The organism is Bradyrhizobium sp. USDA 4541, assembly GCF_024171085.1.
Classification (GTDB): Bacteria; Pseudomonadota; Alphaproteobacteria; order Rhizobiales; family Xanthobacteraceae; genus Bradyrhizobium; species Bradyrhizobium australafricanum.
This window is the reverse complement of the sequence record NZ_JALJZF010000001.1, coordinates 8903134-8920821: the sequence shown is the minus strand read 5'-3', so window position 1 is coordinate 8920821 and position 17688 is coordinate 8903134. Positions and strand designations below refer to the sequence as shown.

Sequence of the window (17688 nt, the reverse complement as noted above, 5' to 3'; positions counted from 1 at the left end):
ACCACTGGAGAGTTCAAGATGATTAAATCGAGATTTCTGAAATTTGCCTTCGCCGCGGCGGTCGCCTCGGTGCTGGCCGGGCTACCTGCCGCGCGGGCCGACGAGCAGTTTTTTCCCCTGCAAAGCTACCGGGTCGGCCCCTATGCGGCCGGCGGCACCGGCTTCTTCGGCGGGTTCATCGACTATCTCAACCTGATCAACACCCGCGACGGCGGCGTCAACGGCGTCAAGCTGACCTGGGACGAGGGCGAGACCCAGTACGAAGTCGAGCGTGGCGTCGAGGTCTATGAGCGGCTGAAGGGGCGGCCCGGAGTTGCCGCGTGGAACCCGCTGTCGGTCGGCATCGCCTATGCCATGATCGACCGCATCACCAAGGACAAGGTGCCGCTCATCACCATCAATCACGGCCGCACCGATTCGACCGACGGTCGTGTGTTTCCCTACGTCTTCCCATTGCTGCTCAATCCCTACAGCGAGACCTCGGGCATCGTGAACTACATCGCGAGCCGCGAGGGCGGGGTCGACAAGCTGAAGGGCAAGAAGCTCGTCGTGCTCTACCACGGCTCGCCCTACGGCAAGGAGACCATCCCGATCTACAAGTTGCTGGCCGACAAGTATCAGTTCAGCCTGGAGCAGATCGAGGTCCCGCACCCCGGCAACGAGCAGCAATCGCAATGGTTGTCGATCCGCCGGGCGAAGCCCGATTACGTGGTGCTGCGCGGCTGGGGCGTGATGAATCCGGTGGCGCTGAAGACCGCGCAGAAGGTCGGGTTCCCCGCCGACCACATCATCGGCAACGTCTGGTCCAATTCCGAGGAAGACGTGATTCCGGCCGGCGACGCCGCCAAGGGTTATATCGCGATCACGACGCAGGCATCCGGCGAGCAATATCCGGTGCTGCAGGAGGTGATCAAGACGGTCTACGGCGCCGGCAAGGGCAATCTCGACGACAAGAAGCGAATCGGCAGCGTCTACCACAATCTGGGAATCGTGAACGGCATCCTCAACGTCGAGGCGATCAGGATCGCGCAGAAGAAGTTCGGCCAGCGCACCCTGACCGGTGACGAAGTGCGCTGGGGCTTCGAGCACCTTCAGCTCGATCCGGCGCGGGTCGAAGCGCTCGGCGCCAAGGATCTGTTCCACTCGATCAACGTCACCTGGGACAATCACGAAGGCGACGGCCGGGTCACCTTCCAGCAGTGGGATGGCAGCAAATGGAAAGTCGTCTCGGGCTGGATCGCGCCGGACTGGGCCTTCCTTCGCCCGATCATCGAGAAGTCGGCCGCCGCCTATGCCAAGGAGCACGGCATCAAGGTGCGAACCTCCGGCGACGACGCGGTCAGCAACTGACGCCGCGACAGGCCGCGGGAGCTATCCGGCTCCCGCGTCCTGCAACGCCATGGATCAACATATGAGTGAAATCCTGCTTTCGGTCGAGGCACTCGCCGCCACCTACAACCACGCGATCGCGGCGGTCAGCGACGTCTCGCTCGCGGTGCGTCGCGGCGAGATCGTCGCCGTGCTCGGCGCCAATGGAGCCGGCAAGTCGACCACGTTGCAGGCCATTTCGGCGCTGCTCTCGGCGCGTCGCGGCCAGATCACCGCCGGGCGGATCATCTTTGACGGCCGCGATGTCGCGGGCACGTCGGCGGCGACGCTGGTTCGCGCCGGCCTCGTGCCGGTGCTCGAGGGGCGGCACTGCTTTGCCTCGCTGACGGTGGAGGAAAACCTCATCACCGGCGCCATGGGGCGTGATGCGCGGCGGACCGAGATCGCCGCAGACCTCGAGCGCATCTATCAGCTCTTTCCGCGCCTGAAGCAGCATCGCCGCGCGCTCGCCGGTCTGACCTCCGGCGGCGAGCAGCAGATGACGGCGATCGGCCGGGCCCTGATGTCGCGCCCTCGGCTCCTGGTGCTGGATGAACCATCGATGGGGCTCGCGCCGCTGGTCGTCGAAGGGATCTTTCGCGCGCTCAAGCAGCTCAACAGCGAGCAGGGGCTGTCGATCCTGGTCGCCGAGCAGAATTCGACCGTGGCGCTGCGCTTTTCCGACCACGCGGTGGTGCTCGAGAACGGGCGCAGCGTGCTGGCAGGAAGCGCAGCCGAGCTGCGGCAGCGTGCCGACATCAAGACCCATTATCTCGGCGGATCGTCGCAGGGCGATCTCAGCCGAAAGCAGCCGACGCAGGCTGTCGCATGATTGCAACCCGGAGAGACTGACCATGGCCAACGACAATCTCGCACGCAAGATCGACGACGACGTTTATGCCAGGCTCGATGCCGCCATCGACGCGACGGTGAAAGTGAATGCCGACCGCAACGATCGCGAGAGCCGCTTCCCGCGCGAGAATCTTCGCGCGCTGGCGGAGGCCGGCTGGACCGGCGTGCTGAACGAGACCCAGTTCGGCGGGCTCGGCCTCGGCCATCTGGATTTCGCCGAAGCGGCCTACCGGATCGGACAGGCCGATGCGTCCACCGGGCTCATCTATGTCATGCATGTCGGTGCGGCGCAGACCATCAACCTGTTCGGCAACGCCGACCAGAAGGAGCGCTGGCTGAAGGCGAATAATGGCAGCCTGCTTGGCACCTATTCGACTAGCGAACGCGCCACCGGCGGGCACTGGTGGTACAATCTGTCCGAAGCCTCGCGCGACGGCGACGACTATCGCGTCAACGCCGAGAAGTCGTTCACCACGAGCTCGGGCCAGGCCGATTATTACGTGGTGCAGACGCGCACGCCCGGCGCCAAGGACCAGGCCGATATCATCTTCTTCATCGTCGACGGCAAGGCGGAGGGGATCGAGTCCCGGCCCTGGGATGCGCTCGGCGTGCGGGCCAACCATTCCGGGGCGATCCGCTACAGCAACGTGCATGTGCCGCAGCGCGACCGGCTCGGCGCCGAAGGGCAGGGCAAGGAAATCATCTATGACGGCGTGTCGCCGGTCTATCTGATCGGGCTCGGCGCGGTCTGGGAAGGCGTCGCGCGCGGCGCGTTGAGCGCCGCGATCGCCCACACCACGAGTTTCGTGCACAAGGACAGGAACAAGAGCCTGTCGGACTATCAGGCGATCCGTCAGGAACTCGGCGCGGCCAAGGTGCTGATCGAGACGCTGCGGCCGTGGCGCAACGAGCTCGCGGGCAAGCTCGACGCGCTCTGGCGCGCCGGCAAGCCGCAAAGCGAAATCCTGATCCCGCTGACCGAGTTCAAGGTGCACGCTGCCGAAGTCGCCAACAAGGTCGCGGCGACGGCGCTGACGGTGACCGGCGGCTATGGCTATCATCGCGGCCCGATCGAGCGCGCCTATCGCGACGCGCGCGCGGCGATCGCGATGGGCCCGTCCAATGTCATCGCACGCGACTGGATCGGAAAGGCAGTGGTCGGTCTGCCGCTGGAGCTCTTCTACGAGGGGGGAGAGTAAGTCGAATAGGGGGACATCCCCAACCTTGGCGCACATGAGATGTCTCTCTTGTGGAATAGCTCTCCATTGCCGGTGGCGATGCTAGAGCGACCGGGACGTGTGCTGTCGGGAGGTCAACGGTCTCGATCAGACCAGCGGCGTCCATGTCCACAGCAAGACTCCCGCCGTCTTCTCAGGGCGCCTTAAACGGAGCCTTATCTGTCGAATGGCAGCTAGGGCGCGTCCGAGATCAAGAGCGATCCTGTTGGCGATAATTGGATCCGCCATTTTGCTTTGATATCGAGGTCGATAAGGATATTCATCATCGCCTGCCTTCCCGAACTCGCTATTGAGGGCCTCCCGAGAGAGGGGCAGATAATGTAATGGCGCCATCGGGACATCCAGGATTCGAACAAAGGACCGGCGGGCGCCGGCGCTAGCGCTACGACTGTACGGTCCCGAGTCGGTCTGGCAGGAGGTCGGCCAGCGGCTCCTCAACGATGCCTGCGCTCGGCTGACCGGCCGTCAGGAAGATGAGGTCGATCCCGACGAGCCTGATCCGGATGATTTCCCGGCCGGTCCGAAGTGGCCGTGATCGCGCTACATTCGTGCTCAAGATTTTAATGGTTCGGCCTGCAAGACGCGGGCGGCGCGAAAAATCAGCCGAGAGCGTGCAGTCGGGCGTGGCAGCCGCGACGCCAGAGACGTCGGCGGGTCCGCAGGATATCCGAAATGCGCCTGCTGCGGCGAGACAGGAGATCCGTTTCCAAATCCACCGCGATCGAGGCCAATCGGTACGCTCCCCCGACCATCCGCGTGACTTCCTCGTCCCCGATCGGACGATCGTACCAATCGGCGATCCGAGCGTTACCGACGAACGTGCCGGTCTCGACGTCGACACAGGTGACGGTGCCCAGGCCCGCCGGATCTTCCGGTCCTGAGACGATTACGTGGCAGTCCCGATAAGGCAGTTTCCGCCTGCAGATGCTTGAGGGGGCCGAGGACACGTCGCATTTCCATTATTGGCGCCGGCCAGGCACGTCGCCTGCGGCAAAGTTTCTTCGTGCGCGGGAGAAGCTCTCGCGTGTGCTTCGAGGATTGGCCGGCGGCGGTGAACGAGTGCCGCGAACGATCGCTACAATTTGAAACGTTCCGGCGAAGGGCGGGGCCGGTTCATTTAATGGGAAAGAATCCGTTGCCTTCGAGACCTCGGCTCTGGCGATTTCCCAAGGATTCGTTGAGGAAGACTCGAACGAGCATTCCGTCAGGATCGCAGGCGTCGTTCCAGCTTAAGCTTCTGGAGGGCAGAACGAGTCACCAGCGGCATGGATACGGCGCCGATGTGAGAACTATGGGCTTATGGCGTTGGTGAGGCAGGTGATGCGTCCCCGGGGCTGAAGAGTGGGATCGTAGAGGTGGTCGAGAAGCATCAAGACCTTGCGTTATGTTCAACCGGAAGGTTCTTCTATCGGAACTGGTCGACTGCCATCTATGATACCGGGTTGCATTTCGTTTTGGTCTAGTTGAGCTGGAGGAAATGACCGCCGCAGATTCCTTGCGGTTTGGCCTTGCGCATCGTCGGCGACATCCGGCAGTTTGCAGGATCAGGGCGAACTACGAGGGCCGCTTCCTCGAAAAGCGAGGTTTCCTGATACGGACCGCAAGAGGGAACGGCTTGGCGTTCGCCAACAGCGCCGCTGCCGCTGAATTGGACGCGCGTCCCGCGGCCAGACGCGCGATCGACGAACGGGCCCGTCAGGCGCAATCTCGAATTCAAGCGAACGAGGATTACAAGTCTGTTGAGTAGAAATCTGACTCTCAGAGAGTACGTCGGCGTGTCCCGTTGTCAGACCGCGAGCGTTAGTTACCAGTGACCGAAGCGCAAAATGGTACGGTGAAGCAGATATCGGTCTTATGGTGATCGAAAACGAGGCTTTCGATCTCGTTCGACGACAGGATTCTCTCGGATCGGCCTACCAGCCCGATCGCGACGTAGTGCGGCCAAAGTGCCAGATACCCGATGATCAACTGATCATCGGCATATGAGCATGCTGTTCGACGGCATCACCATCATGTTGGCAATGATCATCGACTTACCGATCATCGGCATCGTCGAGTGTCGGCAGTGACCAGCAGCAGCACGAGCAGAAGAGTTGGCTCTCCCCCGCCCGATACAGTCGGGCCGCAGAAATGCGTGGTCGGTGCGGCAATCGTTACATTAGCTTTCAATCTTGATGGATTGAATTTGGCAATCGACAATTTCACTCATTGATATTGCTGGTCGCCATAAGGCTGGTGCAGGGAGCAGCAACGGCATGGTCGACAACGACGTCGCCTCGGTCAGGCTGCTCGGCGTCGAGGCGGGGCGGCTCTCGGATTTGTCGACGGTCGAGCAGATCATTCGAGGTTCGGCCATCGCCGGAACCGCTCTCGAACGAGCTCCCTGACTTCAGGGCGTCGTTGTCGCGGGTGTTTGGGCCCGGAGAACCGCTGCGTGGTGCCGTTCAACTCGTTCAGCGAGTTCAACAAGGCCGAAGGCGGCGACATCTGGTTCGCGCTGGACGAGACACGGCCGCTCGCCTGCTTCGCCGGCATCTGGACCAATTGGACGTCCGTCCGGAAAGTCAAGGAAGGCGAGACCACCAACGACCTCTACGCGTTCCTGACCAAGGCCAACGCCGAAGTCTTCGCCATCCACCCGAAGGCGATGCCGGTGATCCTGACGACGCCGGACGACGTCGAGACCTGGATGACTGCAACGGCGGACGAGGCGCTGAAGCTGCAGCGGCCCCTTCCGGACGGGACGCTCCGGATCGTGGCACGCGGCGTGAAGGAAGACCCCGGTGCTGAGGCGCAGCAGCCGCTCCCCTAAAGGTTGCGTGATGCTCCATGCAACAACTACAATCAAGTTCGGCGCCGCCCCGAGACCTGCCAGCCAGGGAGATCGAATTTGTTCTATCTCATCAAGCTGCCCGAAGAGACCTCGGGCTACGTCAACCTCTCGATCGCCTCCGACTGGCAAATCTGGATCCGTAACTGCCTTCCGGCGGGTCTCCATAACGAAGTGCAGCGACGACTGATCTCTAACCTCAAGCACGTTCTCGTCGCACTGGAGATGAAGGCCGCTTTAATCGTTCCCCACGCGCAGCAAGGAAAACTGCTGTTCGAGTCCTACTTCCACATGCTCAACTTCGAATTCTGCGTCGGTGTGTTCTCGGTATGCGAAGGTCTGGGCTCGGCTCATTGGCTGAGGGAAAACGGCAAAGACGGATCCGACGCCAGTAAGATCGGCATCGAAGATTGGCGATCATCACTGCAAAGAAAATTCGACGCAGAGGCGAAATTCGATCTCGACGCCAATGTCGGGACCGTGAAGAGCGTCAGAGACAAGCTTCACCAAGATCGCTTGGGAGCCCGGGAAAACATCGACTGGCATGCCTTTTCGTATAAGGAGGCATTCGTGCCGGCGGCCAGCGTGATGAAATGCCTGCTCAGCACGAATGTCGCCGATGTTCCGGGCGTAACGAATCTGAACGCCGAGTAGCGGAATCCAGCCCCTGTCGTGCGCGACCTTCTTCCCGCGCCCGGTGGCGTAATGATCAGCCACCCGTCCGGAGCACACCCGTCTCACCACAGACATCGCAAGTGCAGGAGCTGCGGGCCTCGGCGAGGTCGATCGCCCCCTCGACGCGGGCGCTCGCTTCCGGAGAGAGACGGCCGCTCCAATAGATGCGGATCGAGCCGTATTTCTCTCTGATCTGCGTGAACTTAAAGGTCCCGCCCTCGGCTTACCTGCTGGCCGAAAACTTTCGCGGCACTCCGCCGTCCCCTGCCGTCGCTATGCTGAGTAGGTCTGGAGAGGACGATCCGCTGCGGAGCTTCGCCCACGAAATCGGCGCCGAACTCGCAGTCTTTGGAGACCTGGCTCTTCTAGAGCAAGCCTATCGTTTTGCCGTCGCTGAGCCGGGCGCTATCGGCAAAACTATCGCTGCTGTGCGCCTGATCGAACGCTTATCGCCACAACAATCGAGCGGTGAGAGCGCGAAGCAAGACTTGCTCATCCGCCTAACCACTCAAATCGAAAGTGCAACCTGCGAAGATGTGCTGGCTTTGCGCAATCTTGTATTGTCCGCCTACAGGAAGCCTGCATCCTTATGGGCGTCACTTAGCCAGTGGGTCGCGACCAGCTCCTTCCCGCCCGCCCAAGACAATGCCTTTAGATCTATGATCGCGGACACGACTGGAACCGATGCCACCCAGGAGTGGCGGGCCGCGGTAGCTAGTGGCCTGACCGTAGCCGCAGCAGACAAAAGCAATTCTCTCGCAAGAGGCTTGTGGAGATGGATTGAGAGCACCCCCGAGATGATCAAGGCGCTCTGGCCAGTTATCGGAAAGGTGGCCGGAATGGAGGAGCGCCTGGTTGGATCGGCACCGCCTAGGCTGCAGCCTAAAGTGGCGCAGCCTATTGTGGACTTCGCATCGAAAGAGCCTCTTTATAGCTTGCACGCTGTGCTCGTATCTGCATTTTGCAATCCGGTCGAGGCCGCCCGACTTCAGCTCAAGGTCGCACCGCCAGCCACGATCGACAGTATCCGGCTGGCACTAAGGAACGCTTCACCTCGCGAAGTAGTCGCCAGCGCGACAGAGATAGCGGACCCGCGTCTAATTGTGTTGGCCGGAGAGGCTGTTTCAACTACGCCGGGCCTCCTGGTCGATTTTGATCTGACTACGGGTTTCCAACCTAGCGAGCTCTTCGCTGGTGTTGAGGCGGGCGATGAGGCTTCAGCGTTCCGTTTTGACAAAACCTTGGTATAGGTTTGACAGCCCATCCTATATTATCCACTCACCTTTGTAGAGTTGAGCATCCATCAGATCGCTTCTACTTTCGACATCGAAGCCGGATCATTCGAACGAGCGATCGAAGCGAAGCCTTGAGCTGGCTTGATTCCTTGCTGGAAGTCGTTGCGTTCCATCAAGGTCTGAGGACGAAACTACATGGAAACAGGTGAGCCCAATTCCACGTCTCGAGGCGGCCCGCAGGCTGCTTAGGCGCAAAAAAGACATGGATGCTTAACTTGGGAAGTGCTCCCGCAATTCGAGGCCGCGGTCAGTGGTGAGAAGGGTAGGGCCGATGTTCATCCAAGCAACCACGATGTAAGAAGCGCAGGACTGAGCTCCCTGCTTGGGAGCGTGTGCCTTTGGATCAGGCGTTTCCAGTTCCCAAATTTTACGCGCATTAGCCGCGGGCAGCGCGACCTGCTCGCGAATTTGCGTTACCTTGAATGCGAGTCGAGATGGCATTTACCGAACTTTTCATCAAACGCCCGGTGTTGTCTGTCGTCCTCAGTCTCCTGATCCTGCTGATCGGACTTCGTGCGGCCACCGTTCTGCCGATCCGGCAGTATCCCAAGCTGTCCAATACGGTCGTCAATATCACGACTTCCTATCCTGGCGCCTCCGCCGACATGATCCAGGGGTTCATCACCGCTCCGCTGGAGCAGGCCGTCGCTTCCGCCGAGGGCGTCGACTACATCACTTCCTCATCGGTACTCGGTACGTCGACGATCCAAGTCTACATAAAGCTGAATTTCGATCCCAACGAGGCACTCACCGAGGTGCTTTCTAAGGTCAACTCAATCAAATATTTAATCCCGAAGGAATCAAACGATCCAGTCGTCACTAAGGCAACGGGTCAGGCCACCGCTGTCATGTATATCGCTTTCTCCAGCGAGGAACTGACGGCCAGCGCGATTTCTGACTATCTCTCGCGCGTCGTGCAACCGGTTATGACAACCGTTGACGGCGTCGCCGCGGCAGACATCCTGGGCGGCCAAAGTTTTGCGATGCGGCTATGGCTCGATACGGCGAAAATGGCAGGGCGCGGCGTCTCGCCGGCTGATGTTTCGGCTGCAATCGCCGCCAATAACTTCCAGGCGGCGGCCGGCCAGACCAAGGGATATTTCACTATCTCCGACGTCACGGCAAATACCGACCTACGGAGTGTAGATGACTTCAAGCGCATGATCGTTAAAGCCAATAATGGTGGCTTTGTGCGCATTGAGGACATTGCGACCGTCGAGCTTGCCGCACAGACGACAGACGTCAGCGCAGTCATGAACGGCGAGCACGCGGTCGTCATCGGCGTGCAGGCGGGTCCACAAGGCAATCCGCTGAAGATAGTGCGAGGTGTTCGCGCGCTGTTTCCAGAAATGGAGCGTAACCTGCCGCCATCGCTCAAGATGAAAGTGGCCTACGATTCAACGAAATTCATCCAATCGTCGATCGATGAAGTGGAGAAAACGCTCATCGAGGCCATCGTGATCGTGGTGGTCGTGATCTTCCTGTTCCTGGCCTCGTTGCGATCGGTCGTCATTCCCGTCGTCACGATTCCGCTGTCGCTCGTTGGCGTCTGCAGCTTGATGCTGGCGCTGGGGTTCTCATTCAACCTCCTGACCCTGCTTGCGATGGTGCTCGCGATAGGTCTTGTGGTCGACGACGCGATCGTCGTGGTGGAGAACGTCCATCGTCATCTAGAGGAAGGGGCGCCGCCCCTGCAGGCCGCCACGAGGGGAGCGCGCGAGATCGTGGTCCCCGTTGTCTCCATGACGATTACGTTGGCGGCCGTATACGCTCCCATCGGCTTTCTCGGTGGCCTCACCGGTGCGCTGTTCCGCGAGTTCGCGTTCACACTGGCCGGGGCGGTGATCGTGTCTGGCGTGATCGCTTTGACGCTGTCGCCGATGATGTGCTCGGTCTTTCTAAAGAGCGCCGAGGAGGGGCGGTTTGCAAGATTCGCGAATCGCGTGTTCGCTGCCATCACATGCTGGTACGGCCGCAAGCTTGATCGCTCGCTCGACTATTGCCCAGTTACCTGGCTGTTTGCGCTGACCATGCTGGGGCTTGTCGGTTTTTTCTATGTGCATACCTCTAAGGAACTTGCACCCGAGGAGGATCAAGGTATCGTATTCGCACTAACGAAGGCGCCGAAATATGCCAATATCGACTATCTCGACTATTACGGTGCCAAGCTCGAAAAGGCATTCCGGAAGTTTTCCGAGACCGATTTGAGCTTCGTGCTCAACGGAAGTGGCGGCTCGCAATCAGGCATGGCCGGAATGTTGCTGAAGCCATGGGACGAGCGCAAGCGATCATCGATCGTGCTTAGGTCCCTTGTTCAAGCCGAGCTCTCGAAAATCGAAGGCATCAACGCATTTGCTTTTAGCTTACCGGCGCTCCCGGGGGGATCGGACGGCCTGCCCGTTCAGATGGTGATCAATTCGACGCTTGGGTTCCAATCCGTCTATGAGCAGATGTCGAAACTGAAGGACGCCGCGCGCAAAAGCGGTCTGTTCATGGTTAGCGACTCTGACCTCGAATTCAACCAGCCGGTGGTGCGAATCAAGGTCGATCGGTCCAAGGCCAACGATCTTGGCATCACCATGCAGAATATCGGCGACGCGCTCGCCACCCTACTTGGTGGGAACTACATCAATCGCTTCAATCTGCAGGGCCGCTCCTACCAGGTGATCCCACAGGTGCCGCGCGAGAAGCGCATGGCCCCGGAAGCGATTGGGAACTATTATGTAAAGACTGCGACGGGCTCGATGCTTCCCCTATCTACCGTCGTCTCGGTCGAGACTGCGACTGATCCGAACGCGCTCACCCACTACAACCAGCTCAACTGCGCGACCTTTCGGGCCGTGCCGATGCCTGGGGTCACGATCGGTCAAGCCGTGGACTTTTTGGAAGCAGAGGCAAAGAAGCTGCCGGCGGGTTTCGGTCACGACTTCCTTGCCGACGCGCGGCAATATGTGCACGAGGGTGACCAACTTGCCATCACCTTCGCATTTGCACTGATCGTCATATTCTTGGTGCTTGCGGCGCAGTTCGAAAGTCTGCGCGATCCCCTCATTATTATGATCAGTGTACCCATGGCAATTGTCGGCGCCTTGATACCACTATTCTTTGGCTGGGCGACGATGAACATCTACACTCAAGTCGGGCTGCTGACGCTGGTCGGTTTAATTTCCAAGCATGGGATCCTGATGGTTGAGTTCGCCAACGAGCTGCAGCTCAAGGAGAGACTTGACCGTCGCTCGGCGATAGAGATGGCGGCTCGCGTCCGACTTCGTCCAATCTTGATGACGACGGCGGCGATGGTCACAGGTGTGGTACCTTTGTTGGCGGCAACGGGAGCTGGCGCCGCGAGCCGCTTCTCGATTGGGCTGGTGCTCGTCGCGGGCATGTCTATCGGCACACTGTTCACGCTCTTCGTCCTGCCGGCGGTCTATGTCGCGATCGCCTCCGATCACCGTGTCGATGCGAGTGCCGGTCAGGCGAGGAAGGGCCCCAAGTTCGATCTCACCAGCGCTGCCGAGGCCCAGCCGGCCGAGCAATGACGCCAGGATCAGGCCGGATTGACTGATTACTGCTCTACGGTAGGACGTTTCTTGCCAAACGTGGTAACGCGCCCCGAAATTCGTGGCGGGCCCAAAGGACGGTCTCTCGCGGCGGCGCTCCTCTCGACCCATCGTTCGCCCGCGGCAAAGGACTGCCTCATACAGGGGAAGAAGATTATTTCAAGGTGTCAGCGTCGTGAACGGTGGAGCCTCAGGAGGGGCGTAACGCTCCGTTGCATCGAGATCTTCGCGCCAATGCTGCCGAGGTTGCTGCGCATCGGGCGCTCGAAGAACACGTCAACAATCCGCTGTTGCTTCGCCACGATGAATTGCCGCACGTTCACCGCAGCCACGCGCGGCGAGAATTAATGCGTTCTCGAGCGGAATACAGCCTTTTCATCATCCAAATTGATCTTGAAAGAGAATTTACTTTCTTTCGTCTGGCCTCGTTGAATTGCTAGCTGAAAGAGATGAACTCCGGTCTGATCCGCCTTAGGGTGGCTACCGCGCGTGCAATTCTGTGGGGTTGGAGAACTGGTTGTCCACACTTATACGGATGCTGACGCAGTTACGATTTCGATACGAAGACCATTGGTTGAGCAAACCGAGGCGCACGGCTGAATGATTTAGTTAGGCAGCGCGAAGTACAGCGCCGCTTTTTGTTGCACAACTGCAACCCATAACAGGGAGCAAATGTAAAAGCTCTGCACTTGACCACGGCCATCCCCATTATCAAGGCGGCCGGAGCTCGTAAGCGAGTGGTCAGAATCTTTCGCAATCTTGCGTCTGATTCCCTGGCGGGATTGGATGCCCCTCTGGCGTGAGAAAGTTAAGGAAATGCCTGGGTTTGATGCTTCTATCTGGTTCCTGGCCGCAACGACGTGTTTTGCGGCTTTCGTAAACGGAGCCATTGGCTACGGTTTTTCGTCGCTCACTGTGCCGCTTGCGCTGGTTTTCTACACCAATCGCATTCTCAATCCTGCCATTGTCATCGTCGACGTCTTCGTCAACGTTTACGTGCTCCTCATCAATCTGAAGGGCGTACCGGCGATTTGGAGGCGCGTGTTTCCCATCTTGGTTGGACTCTTACCAGGCATCGCGCTTGGCGGCTATGCATTGGCTTCACTGCAGCCGGGCTGGATCAAATTCGCCACCTACACGATCATTTTACCTTTGATCTTGCTGCAAGCCGCCGGTTGGCGCCGCCCTATCGAAGCAAGCTGGCTGATCGGTTTGCCATTCGGATCGATGCTGGGCATCCTCTATTCGGTGACGACTATCTCCGGCCCGCCCTTGGCGATGCTGTTTAACAATCAGGGCCTGGTTAAAAACGAATTTCGCGCCAGCCTAGCCCTGGTGCGCGTGGTGGAATCGAGCGTGACCGCTTTCGTCTATTACAAACTCGGTCTGTTCATTTCCGAAAGCGGCAGTCTTCTGCATGTCTTAATACCCAGCGTTGTGCTCGGCATCCCGCTGGGATCCTACGTCATTCGCCGACTTGATCCGGAGATATTTCGACGCATCTGCATGAGCTTCGATGCTTGGATCGTGGGCTTCGGTTTGTCACGGGTTCTGATCGAGCTCAATCTAGTGCAGAGCGCATGGGCTTATAGCGTGATGGCCGCGACGATATTGATCGATCTTTGGTTGCTATACTCGTTCCTTACCGCGCGCCGTTCGAGCTGGTCAGAACGGCGACCTCGGCAAGCTGCGGGTATAAGCGCTTGAACGATGCCAGCGGGCGCCTATGTCAAAGGCACCCGTCCTGGACCTGGCCAAGCGATCGCAGAGCTAATTGAATTAATGTGCTCGCGGCGCCGCGCTGCCCTTTTTCGGTGTCGACCGGAACGACATGAACATCCAGCTGGTTGCTCCAAAGACAACCCAGCGCACGAGCCAGATATCCAATATCAGAGGAAAGCCCAGAACATTTGGAGGCTGATGTTCTCGCCGTTAGACTCGAAATGGTTGGTGATCTTCGTCAGTGCACACTAACCTTGAAAGACTGGATCACCCGAAATACGAAGACATTTGGCACGACGTAGAGAATCACCAGCCTGAAGCTGGGAATAAATGGAATCTCACAAGTCGTCCGTTAAGAAGGCGAATTGAGCGGGGCGGGACGGCCGAACGTGCGCCATAGCTGTAGCAGGATGAGGCACAAGAGTTCTCCGAGCCAGGCGAGGATGCGGCGGAGGTTGTGGCCGACGGCCGAGAGGATGACATTGGCGGCATCGCCGGCGCGGCCTTTGAGGTAGCAGCGGCCGAGGTGACCATCGGTCTTCAGGTGTCCGATGCGAAAGTCTGAAAATCGACCCTGCGGTTCGCCGTGCTCGACGGCTTTCGGTATTCGGGAATGACTTTGGCAGGGCTATTTCTGGCAGCGCACATTTCCATACTGGTCACGGCGAGGCAACGGAACGCGGACAGGCGCTACAATCGACGATCCCGCACCTTATGGGCCATCCCATATTGCTGCCTCAGCACCACAACAGCTTCCATGAAATTGGAACTCGGACGGCGGGGCTTTGCATCCGGAGAGCATCCTTCGTCAGCCAACCGTCAGCCAGGCGGCCTATCCAGGGACGCTGCGCATTGTTGACCGTATGGGAGATGGAACATGACGGGCATTGGCCGACCTGGCGAACCGCACGTTGGGGCTGCAGGAGCCGACAGCACGTCGGGATCGAGCAATGCGCATTCGGAGCCAAATTTTGTCCCTGCGGAAGGCCACCGAGTTTTCAACTCCGTCTTGGAGCGGATGTGCTTAGCGCCTGAAGATAGAATGGCGATGCTCGCGAGCGTGCCCTCACGTTCGGGTGTGGCTGTCCCCATTTCCTCAAGCGGTGAGGGGATCAACGCAGCGAAACAAAATATGGACGGCCTGCTTGAGGAACTTGATGCTTGCCACAGTGCTGCGATGGGCGCTCAGAGCTCGTCTGAGGCGCAAGAGCTGATCGATCAGGTTGTCAAAGCAGGCGCAGCAGTTCTGGACTACTACGCGAGCCTGTCTCCAGATGTGGCGCGCAGCATTCTGTCCGAAGATCAGGCTCGCCGAGTTCGTGACCGGACTCTGGATGCGGGGAACGAATGCAATGCGCTGGCCGCACCGACCATCTACGCCTTGGAGCAGCGTAGGGAGAATGCGGGAAAGATACTCGAGCGGATGCGCCAATCCAATGCTCCGTCCGACCAACTGATCCGAGTGGCTTCCAGTGCGGCGAAACACTATTTGGGCTGCACGGAGTGGTGGGAAAAGAAGGCATTGCGCTCTGAACGGATGCAGTCCGTCTGCGCAGCCACTGCCAACTTGCCAAGTGCAACGGCCGAAATGCGACAGGCCGAACAGGCGACACTACGGTTGCATACCGGCTGGGCACTGAATACGCGGTGCGTGCATCTGCAATCGCAAGTCCTTCTCGCGCGGGTCATGATTGAGTCGCACGCGAGCACGCTCGACCCGGCCGTCAGGCAAATTCTCTTGGGTGAGAACGGTAGGGCACGTCTACTCGGAACCTTCATGGGCGATGTTGTTCCGGCATTCCTCTCAACGGGCGACGCTGTTCTGCACAGCAAAGGACAAGCTCTCGACGCAGAGCACTGCGCCGTTCTGGAAGGGGTCTTGGAGCGGCTATCGGAATTTGCGTCGGCGTTGCCTAACATGGTTGCGGAGCTAAGGAATAAGGAAGCAAGTCCCGAGCTTCCGTTGGATCTGTTGGATCAGATCGTGGAAGGATCGTGGGTCACCGCCCATGAGGTCATGCGCCTGCTAGCAGTGCAGCCGAAGACACCAGCCATCATTGCACCGCCAACAGGGGCTGGCCTTGCGTTACCGGCCGACGCTGCCGGCAACGACCCGGCGGCCGAAGGCAGTCCAGCGCGCAGGAAAGGGAAGGGCAAACGCAGGCAGGCCGGAGGTGCGGGGAGTTCGGCAGCCGGGCAGCCCGAGCCGCAGCTCGCTAGGCCCGACGCCGACACGACGCGAACCACCAAGGTTATTGTGCTCTCGGATCTGGGCACGAAGAAACTCGCGAGCGCGGAGGAGGCGCATACGAGGTCATCCTCGGCGAGGGAACACTTGGCGATATGGCAGGCTGCGCCATCGAAGGAGACACTGACGCGCCTGCTCGCGCGATTGGACGAACTCTCGCAATTCGATCTGCCTAGTGAGCAAAGAGCCATTTCGCAAGCGCGCCACATGAAGCCCGAAGATGCCGAACACGTCGTGGACACCGTGGTTGAGCGGCTGCACAGCCAATCCGCGGAGATTGAGGCCTGTGTAGCCGCGCTGGACGAACATCGGCAACGCGTCCTACTCACGCCTATGCAAGTACCCGAAGTGCAAAAAAAAATAGTCCGCCTCAAGGCGATGTGGTCGGAGGTTAAGGGGCAGGCACGTACTTCGAAGGCGCAAAAGGCTTCGATCGAGATCGATTGCATGAAGACCTATGCGTTTCCCTCGCAGAAATACCTCGAACGGTTGCAGGCGGCCGAGGAGCTGGCTCCCTTGGAGCCACCGCGGGCGTTGAAGGGCGAGCCAGGAAAGCTGTTCGAGATCAAGCTGCAGCCTGCGCCACTGGACAATGGTACGGTGCCAAATCCGATGTGGGTGCACATCCATACGAAGCGGCCGGCCTATGCGTGGCAGTTAACGACATTGGATGACGCCGAGTTCGCCGCTTGCCACGTGAAATCCAACGAACAGCGCGGCTACAATCGCCTCTGGCAGAACGCTCGAGCCGCAGCGGGTCACGAAGACGTCGTGATCCATCGCGGCAAGCTCACGCCTGCGTTCTGCAAGTCCCTGTTAGGTTCCGCTTTTAGTGGCTATCCAGGGTCTCCTTTTGCCGGAATGGAGCGCGGGGCGCGCAGGTGACTCGATACGAGACTAGTTAAACGACTCGATAGAGTGCCGCTTGTGGTACGGCATCGGTCTTCTTCGCATCCGGATCCAGTGGCCGAATGAACCGCACCTTGGGCGCTCCAACTCCCGAGTTAATAAGCCGGTGTGTTGGAGTGGCGAGCGTTCGCTATCGCAACTCCAGGAAGAGGCCCAAGAGTTCTTGAGCCAGGGAGGATGCGGCGGAAGTTGTGGCCGACGGCTGAGAGGACGACGCTGGCGGTGTCGCCGGCGCGGCCTTTGAGGTAGCAGCGGCCGAGGTCGCCTTCGGCCTTCATGTGCCCGATGATGGGCTCGATGGCAGAGCGACGGCGCAGCTCGCGCTTGATGACGCCGAAGACGCCGCGCTTCTGGCCGGAGATGAAGACGCGACGGTGATTTTGGGCATCGTGGCCGCGGTACCCCTTGTCGACATAGGCCCGCTCGATCGGACAGCCGGTGAGTGCGCTCGATGACTTCCCGCAGGGGGTGCCCATCATACGGATTGTCGGGCATTGCGCTCGCGTGCAGCACGAACAGGCCGCCCGGAGCGCGGCGATTGTTGGTGACGACGGAGGCCTTCACGCCGAACTCGGTGCGGCGGCCTTGGCTTTGCCGATTCACTCCACCTCCGGAGCATGGAAGTCGATGTTGCGACGGATGTCGCGAATGATCCGGCCGAGCCTGCTACGCAGGATGCGCAACTGTCGCTGATGCCGCCTGAACTGTTTGGCGTGAGCGTAGCGGGAAGCCATCACCGCGGCGGCCTTGGCCACGCGAGCAGAACCAGCTCGTGCTTCATGTTGATGATCTGGTTCAGCCGCGCCCGGAACAGATCGTTCGATCCCGTCGTCTTGTGCTTCTTCGGCCGCATCGTCCCCTCCGATGCACCACAGAATTATGGTTCGCAAAAAAGGGAAATCCACAAAGCGAAATCGCAAGGTTTGGCGGTCTTGTACTCCAAATCCTTGCAATCCCAAACGCCCCCTCAGCCGAAAAACAGACTCCCGCT

The 17688-nt window shown here is 59.6% G+C and carries 11 protein-coding genes and 3 pseudogenes; 11 read left to right on the top strand and 3 right to left on the bottom strand.

Annotated elements, in window-relative coordinates; translation table 11 throughout:
* The first annotated feature begins 18 nt into the window (after window positions 1–18).
* The 10 genes and pseudogenes from J2R80_RS42065 (at window position 19) to J2R80_RS42025 (ending at window position 13525) form a co-directional block, all read left to right on the top strand.
* On the top strand, window positions 19–1350 hold the full coding sequence (locus J2R80_RS42065) for an ABC transporter substrate-binding protein (RefSeq protein ID WP_253640887.1): 1332 nt from the start codon (window positions 19–21) through the stop codon (window positions 1348–1350).
* Window positions 1351–1411: 61 nt separating this feature from the next.
* Window positions 1412–2200, top strand: a complete 789-nt coding sequence (locus J2R80_RS42060; RefSeq protein ID WP_253640886.1) for an ABC transporter ATP-binding protein — start codon at window positions 1412–1414, stop codon at window positions 2198–2200.
* A 22-nt stretch (window positions 2201–2222) separates the two neighbouring features.
* The gene (locus J2R80_RS42055; protein WP_253640885.1) at window positions 2223–3419 is read left to right on the top strand and encodes an acyl-CoA dehydrogenase family protein; all 1197 of its coding nucleotides are present in this window, start codon (window positions 2223–2225) and stop codon (window positions 3417–3419) included.
* A 2294-nt stretch (window positions 3420–5713) separates the two neighbouring features.
* The gene (locus tag J2R80_RS43395) at window positions 5714–5845 is read left to right on the top strand and encodes a hypothetical protein (RefSeq protein WP_256527907.1); all 132 of its coding nucleotides are present in this window, start codon (window positions 5714–5716) and stop codon (window positions 5843–5845) included.
* Window positions 5821–6270, top strand: a pseudogene (locus J2R80_RS42050) (SOS response-associated peptidase family protein); the annotation flags it as partial. The gene J2R80_RS43395 and the pseudogene J2R80_RS42050, both read left to right, overlap by 25 nt.
* Before the next feature lie 78 nt (window positions 6271–6348).
* Complete coding sequence (locus J2R80_RS42045; RefSeq protein WP_253640884.1) at window positions 6349–6942, top strand: hypothetical protein; 594 nt, start codon at window positions 6349–6351, stop codon at window positions 6940–6942.
* Between the two features lie 185 nt (window positions 6943–7127).
* The gene (locus tag J2R80_RS42040; RefSeq protein WP_253640883.1) at window positions 7128–8213 is read left to right on the top strand and encodes a hypothetical protein; all 1086 of its coding nucleotides are present in this window, start codon (window positions 7128–7130) and stop codon (window positions 8211–8213) included.
* 479 nt (window positions 8214–8692) lie between these two features.
* Entirely contained in the window at window positions 8693–11797 is a 3105-nt protein-coding gene (locus J2R80_RS42035) for an efflux RND transporter permease subunit (RefSeq protein ID WP_253640882.1), read from the top strand.
* Between the two features lie 233 nt (window positions 11798–12030).
* Entirely contained in the window at window positions 12031–12258 is a 228-nt protein-coding gene (locus J2R80_RS42030) for a hypothetical protein (protein WP_253640881.1), read from the top strand.
* Window positions 12259–12604: 346 nt separating this feature from the next.
* Window positions 12605–13525: a sulfite exporter TauE/SafE family protein gene (locus tag J2R80_RS42025; protein WP_253640880.1), complete on the top strand. Its 921-nt coding sequence runs from the start codon at window positions 12605–12607 to the stop codon at window positions 13523–13525.
* 367 nt (window positions 13526–13892) lie between these two features.
* Here J2R80_RS42025 and J2R80_RS42020 read toward each other — a convergent pair.
* Window positions 13893–14093, bottom strand: a pseudogene (locus tag J2R80_RS42020) (IS5/IS1182 family transposase); the annotation flags it as partial.
* A 324-nt stretch (window positions 14094–14417) separates the two neighbouring features.
* Here J2R80_RS42020 and J2R80_RS42015 point away from each other — a divergent pair.
* On the top strand, window positions 14418–16673 hold the full coding sequence (locus tag J2R80_RS42015; RefSeq protein WP_253640879.1) for a hypothetical protein: 2256 nt from the start codon (window positions 14418–14420) through the stop codon (window positions 16671–16673).
* Window positions 16674–16852: 179 nt separating this feature from the next.
* Here J2R80_RS42015 and J2R80_RS42010 read toward each other — a convergent pair.
* A pseudogene (locus tag J2R80_RS42010) lies at window positions 16853–17320 on the bottom strand (IS5/IS1182 family transposase); the annotation flags it as partial.
* On the bottom strand, window positions 17297–17452 hold the full coding sequence (locus J2R80_RS43915) for a hypothetical protein (protein ID WP_375162676.1): 156 nt from the start codon (window positions 17450–17452) through the stop codon (window positions 17297–17299). The pseudogene J2R80_RS42010 and the gene J2R80_RS43915, both read right to left, overlap by 24 nt.
* Window positions 17453–17688 lie beyond the last annotated feature (236 nt).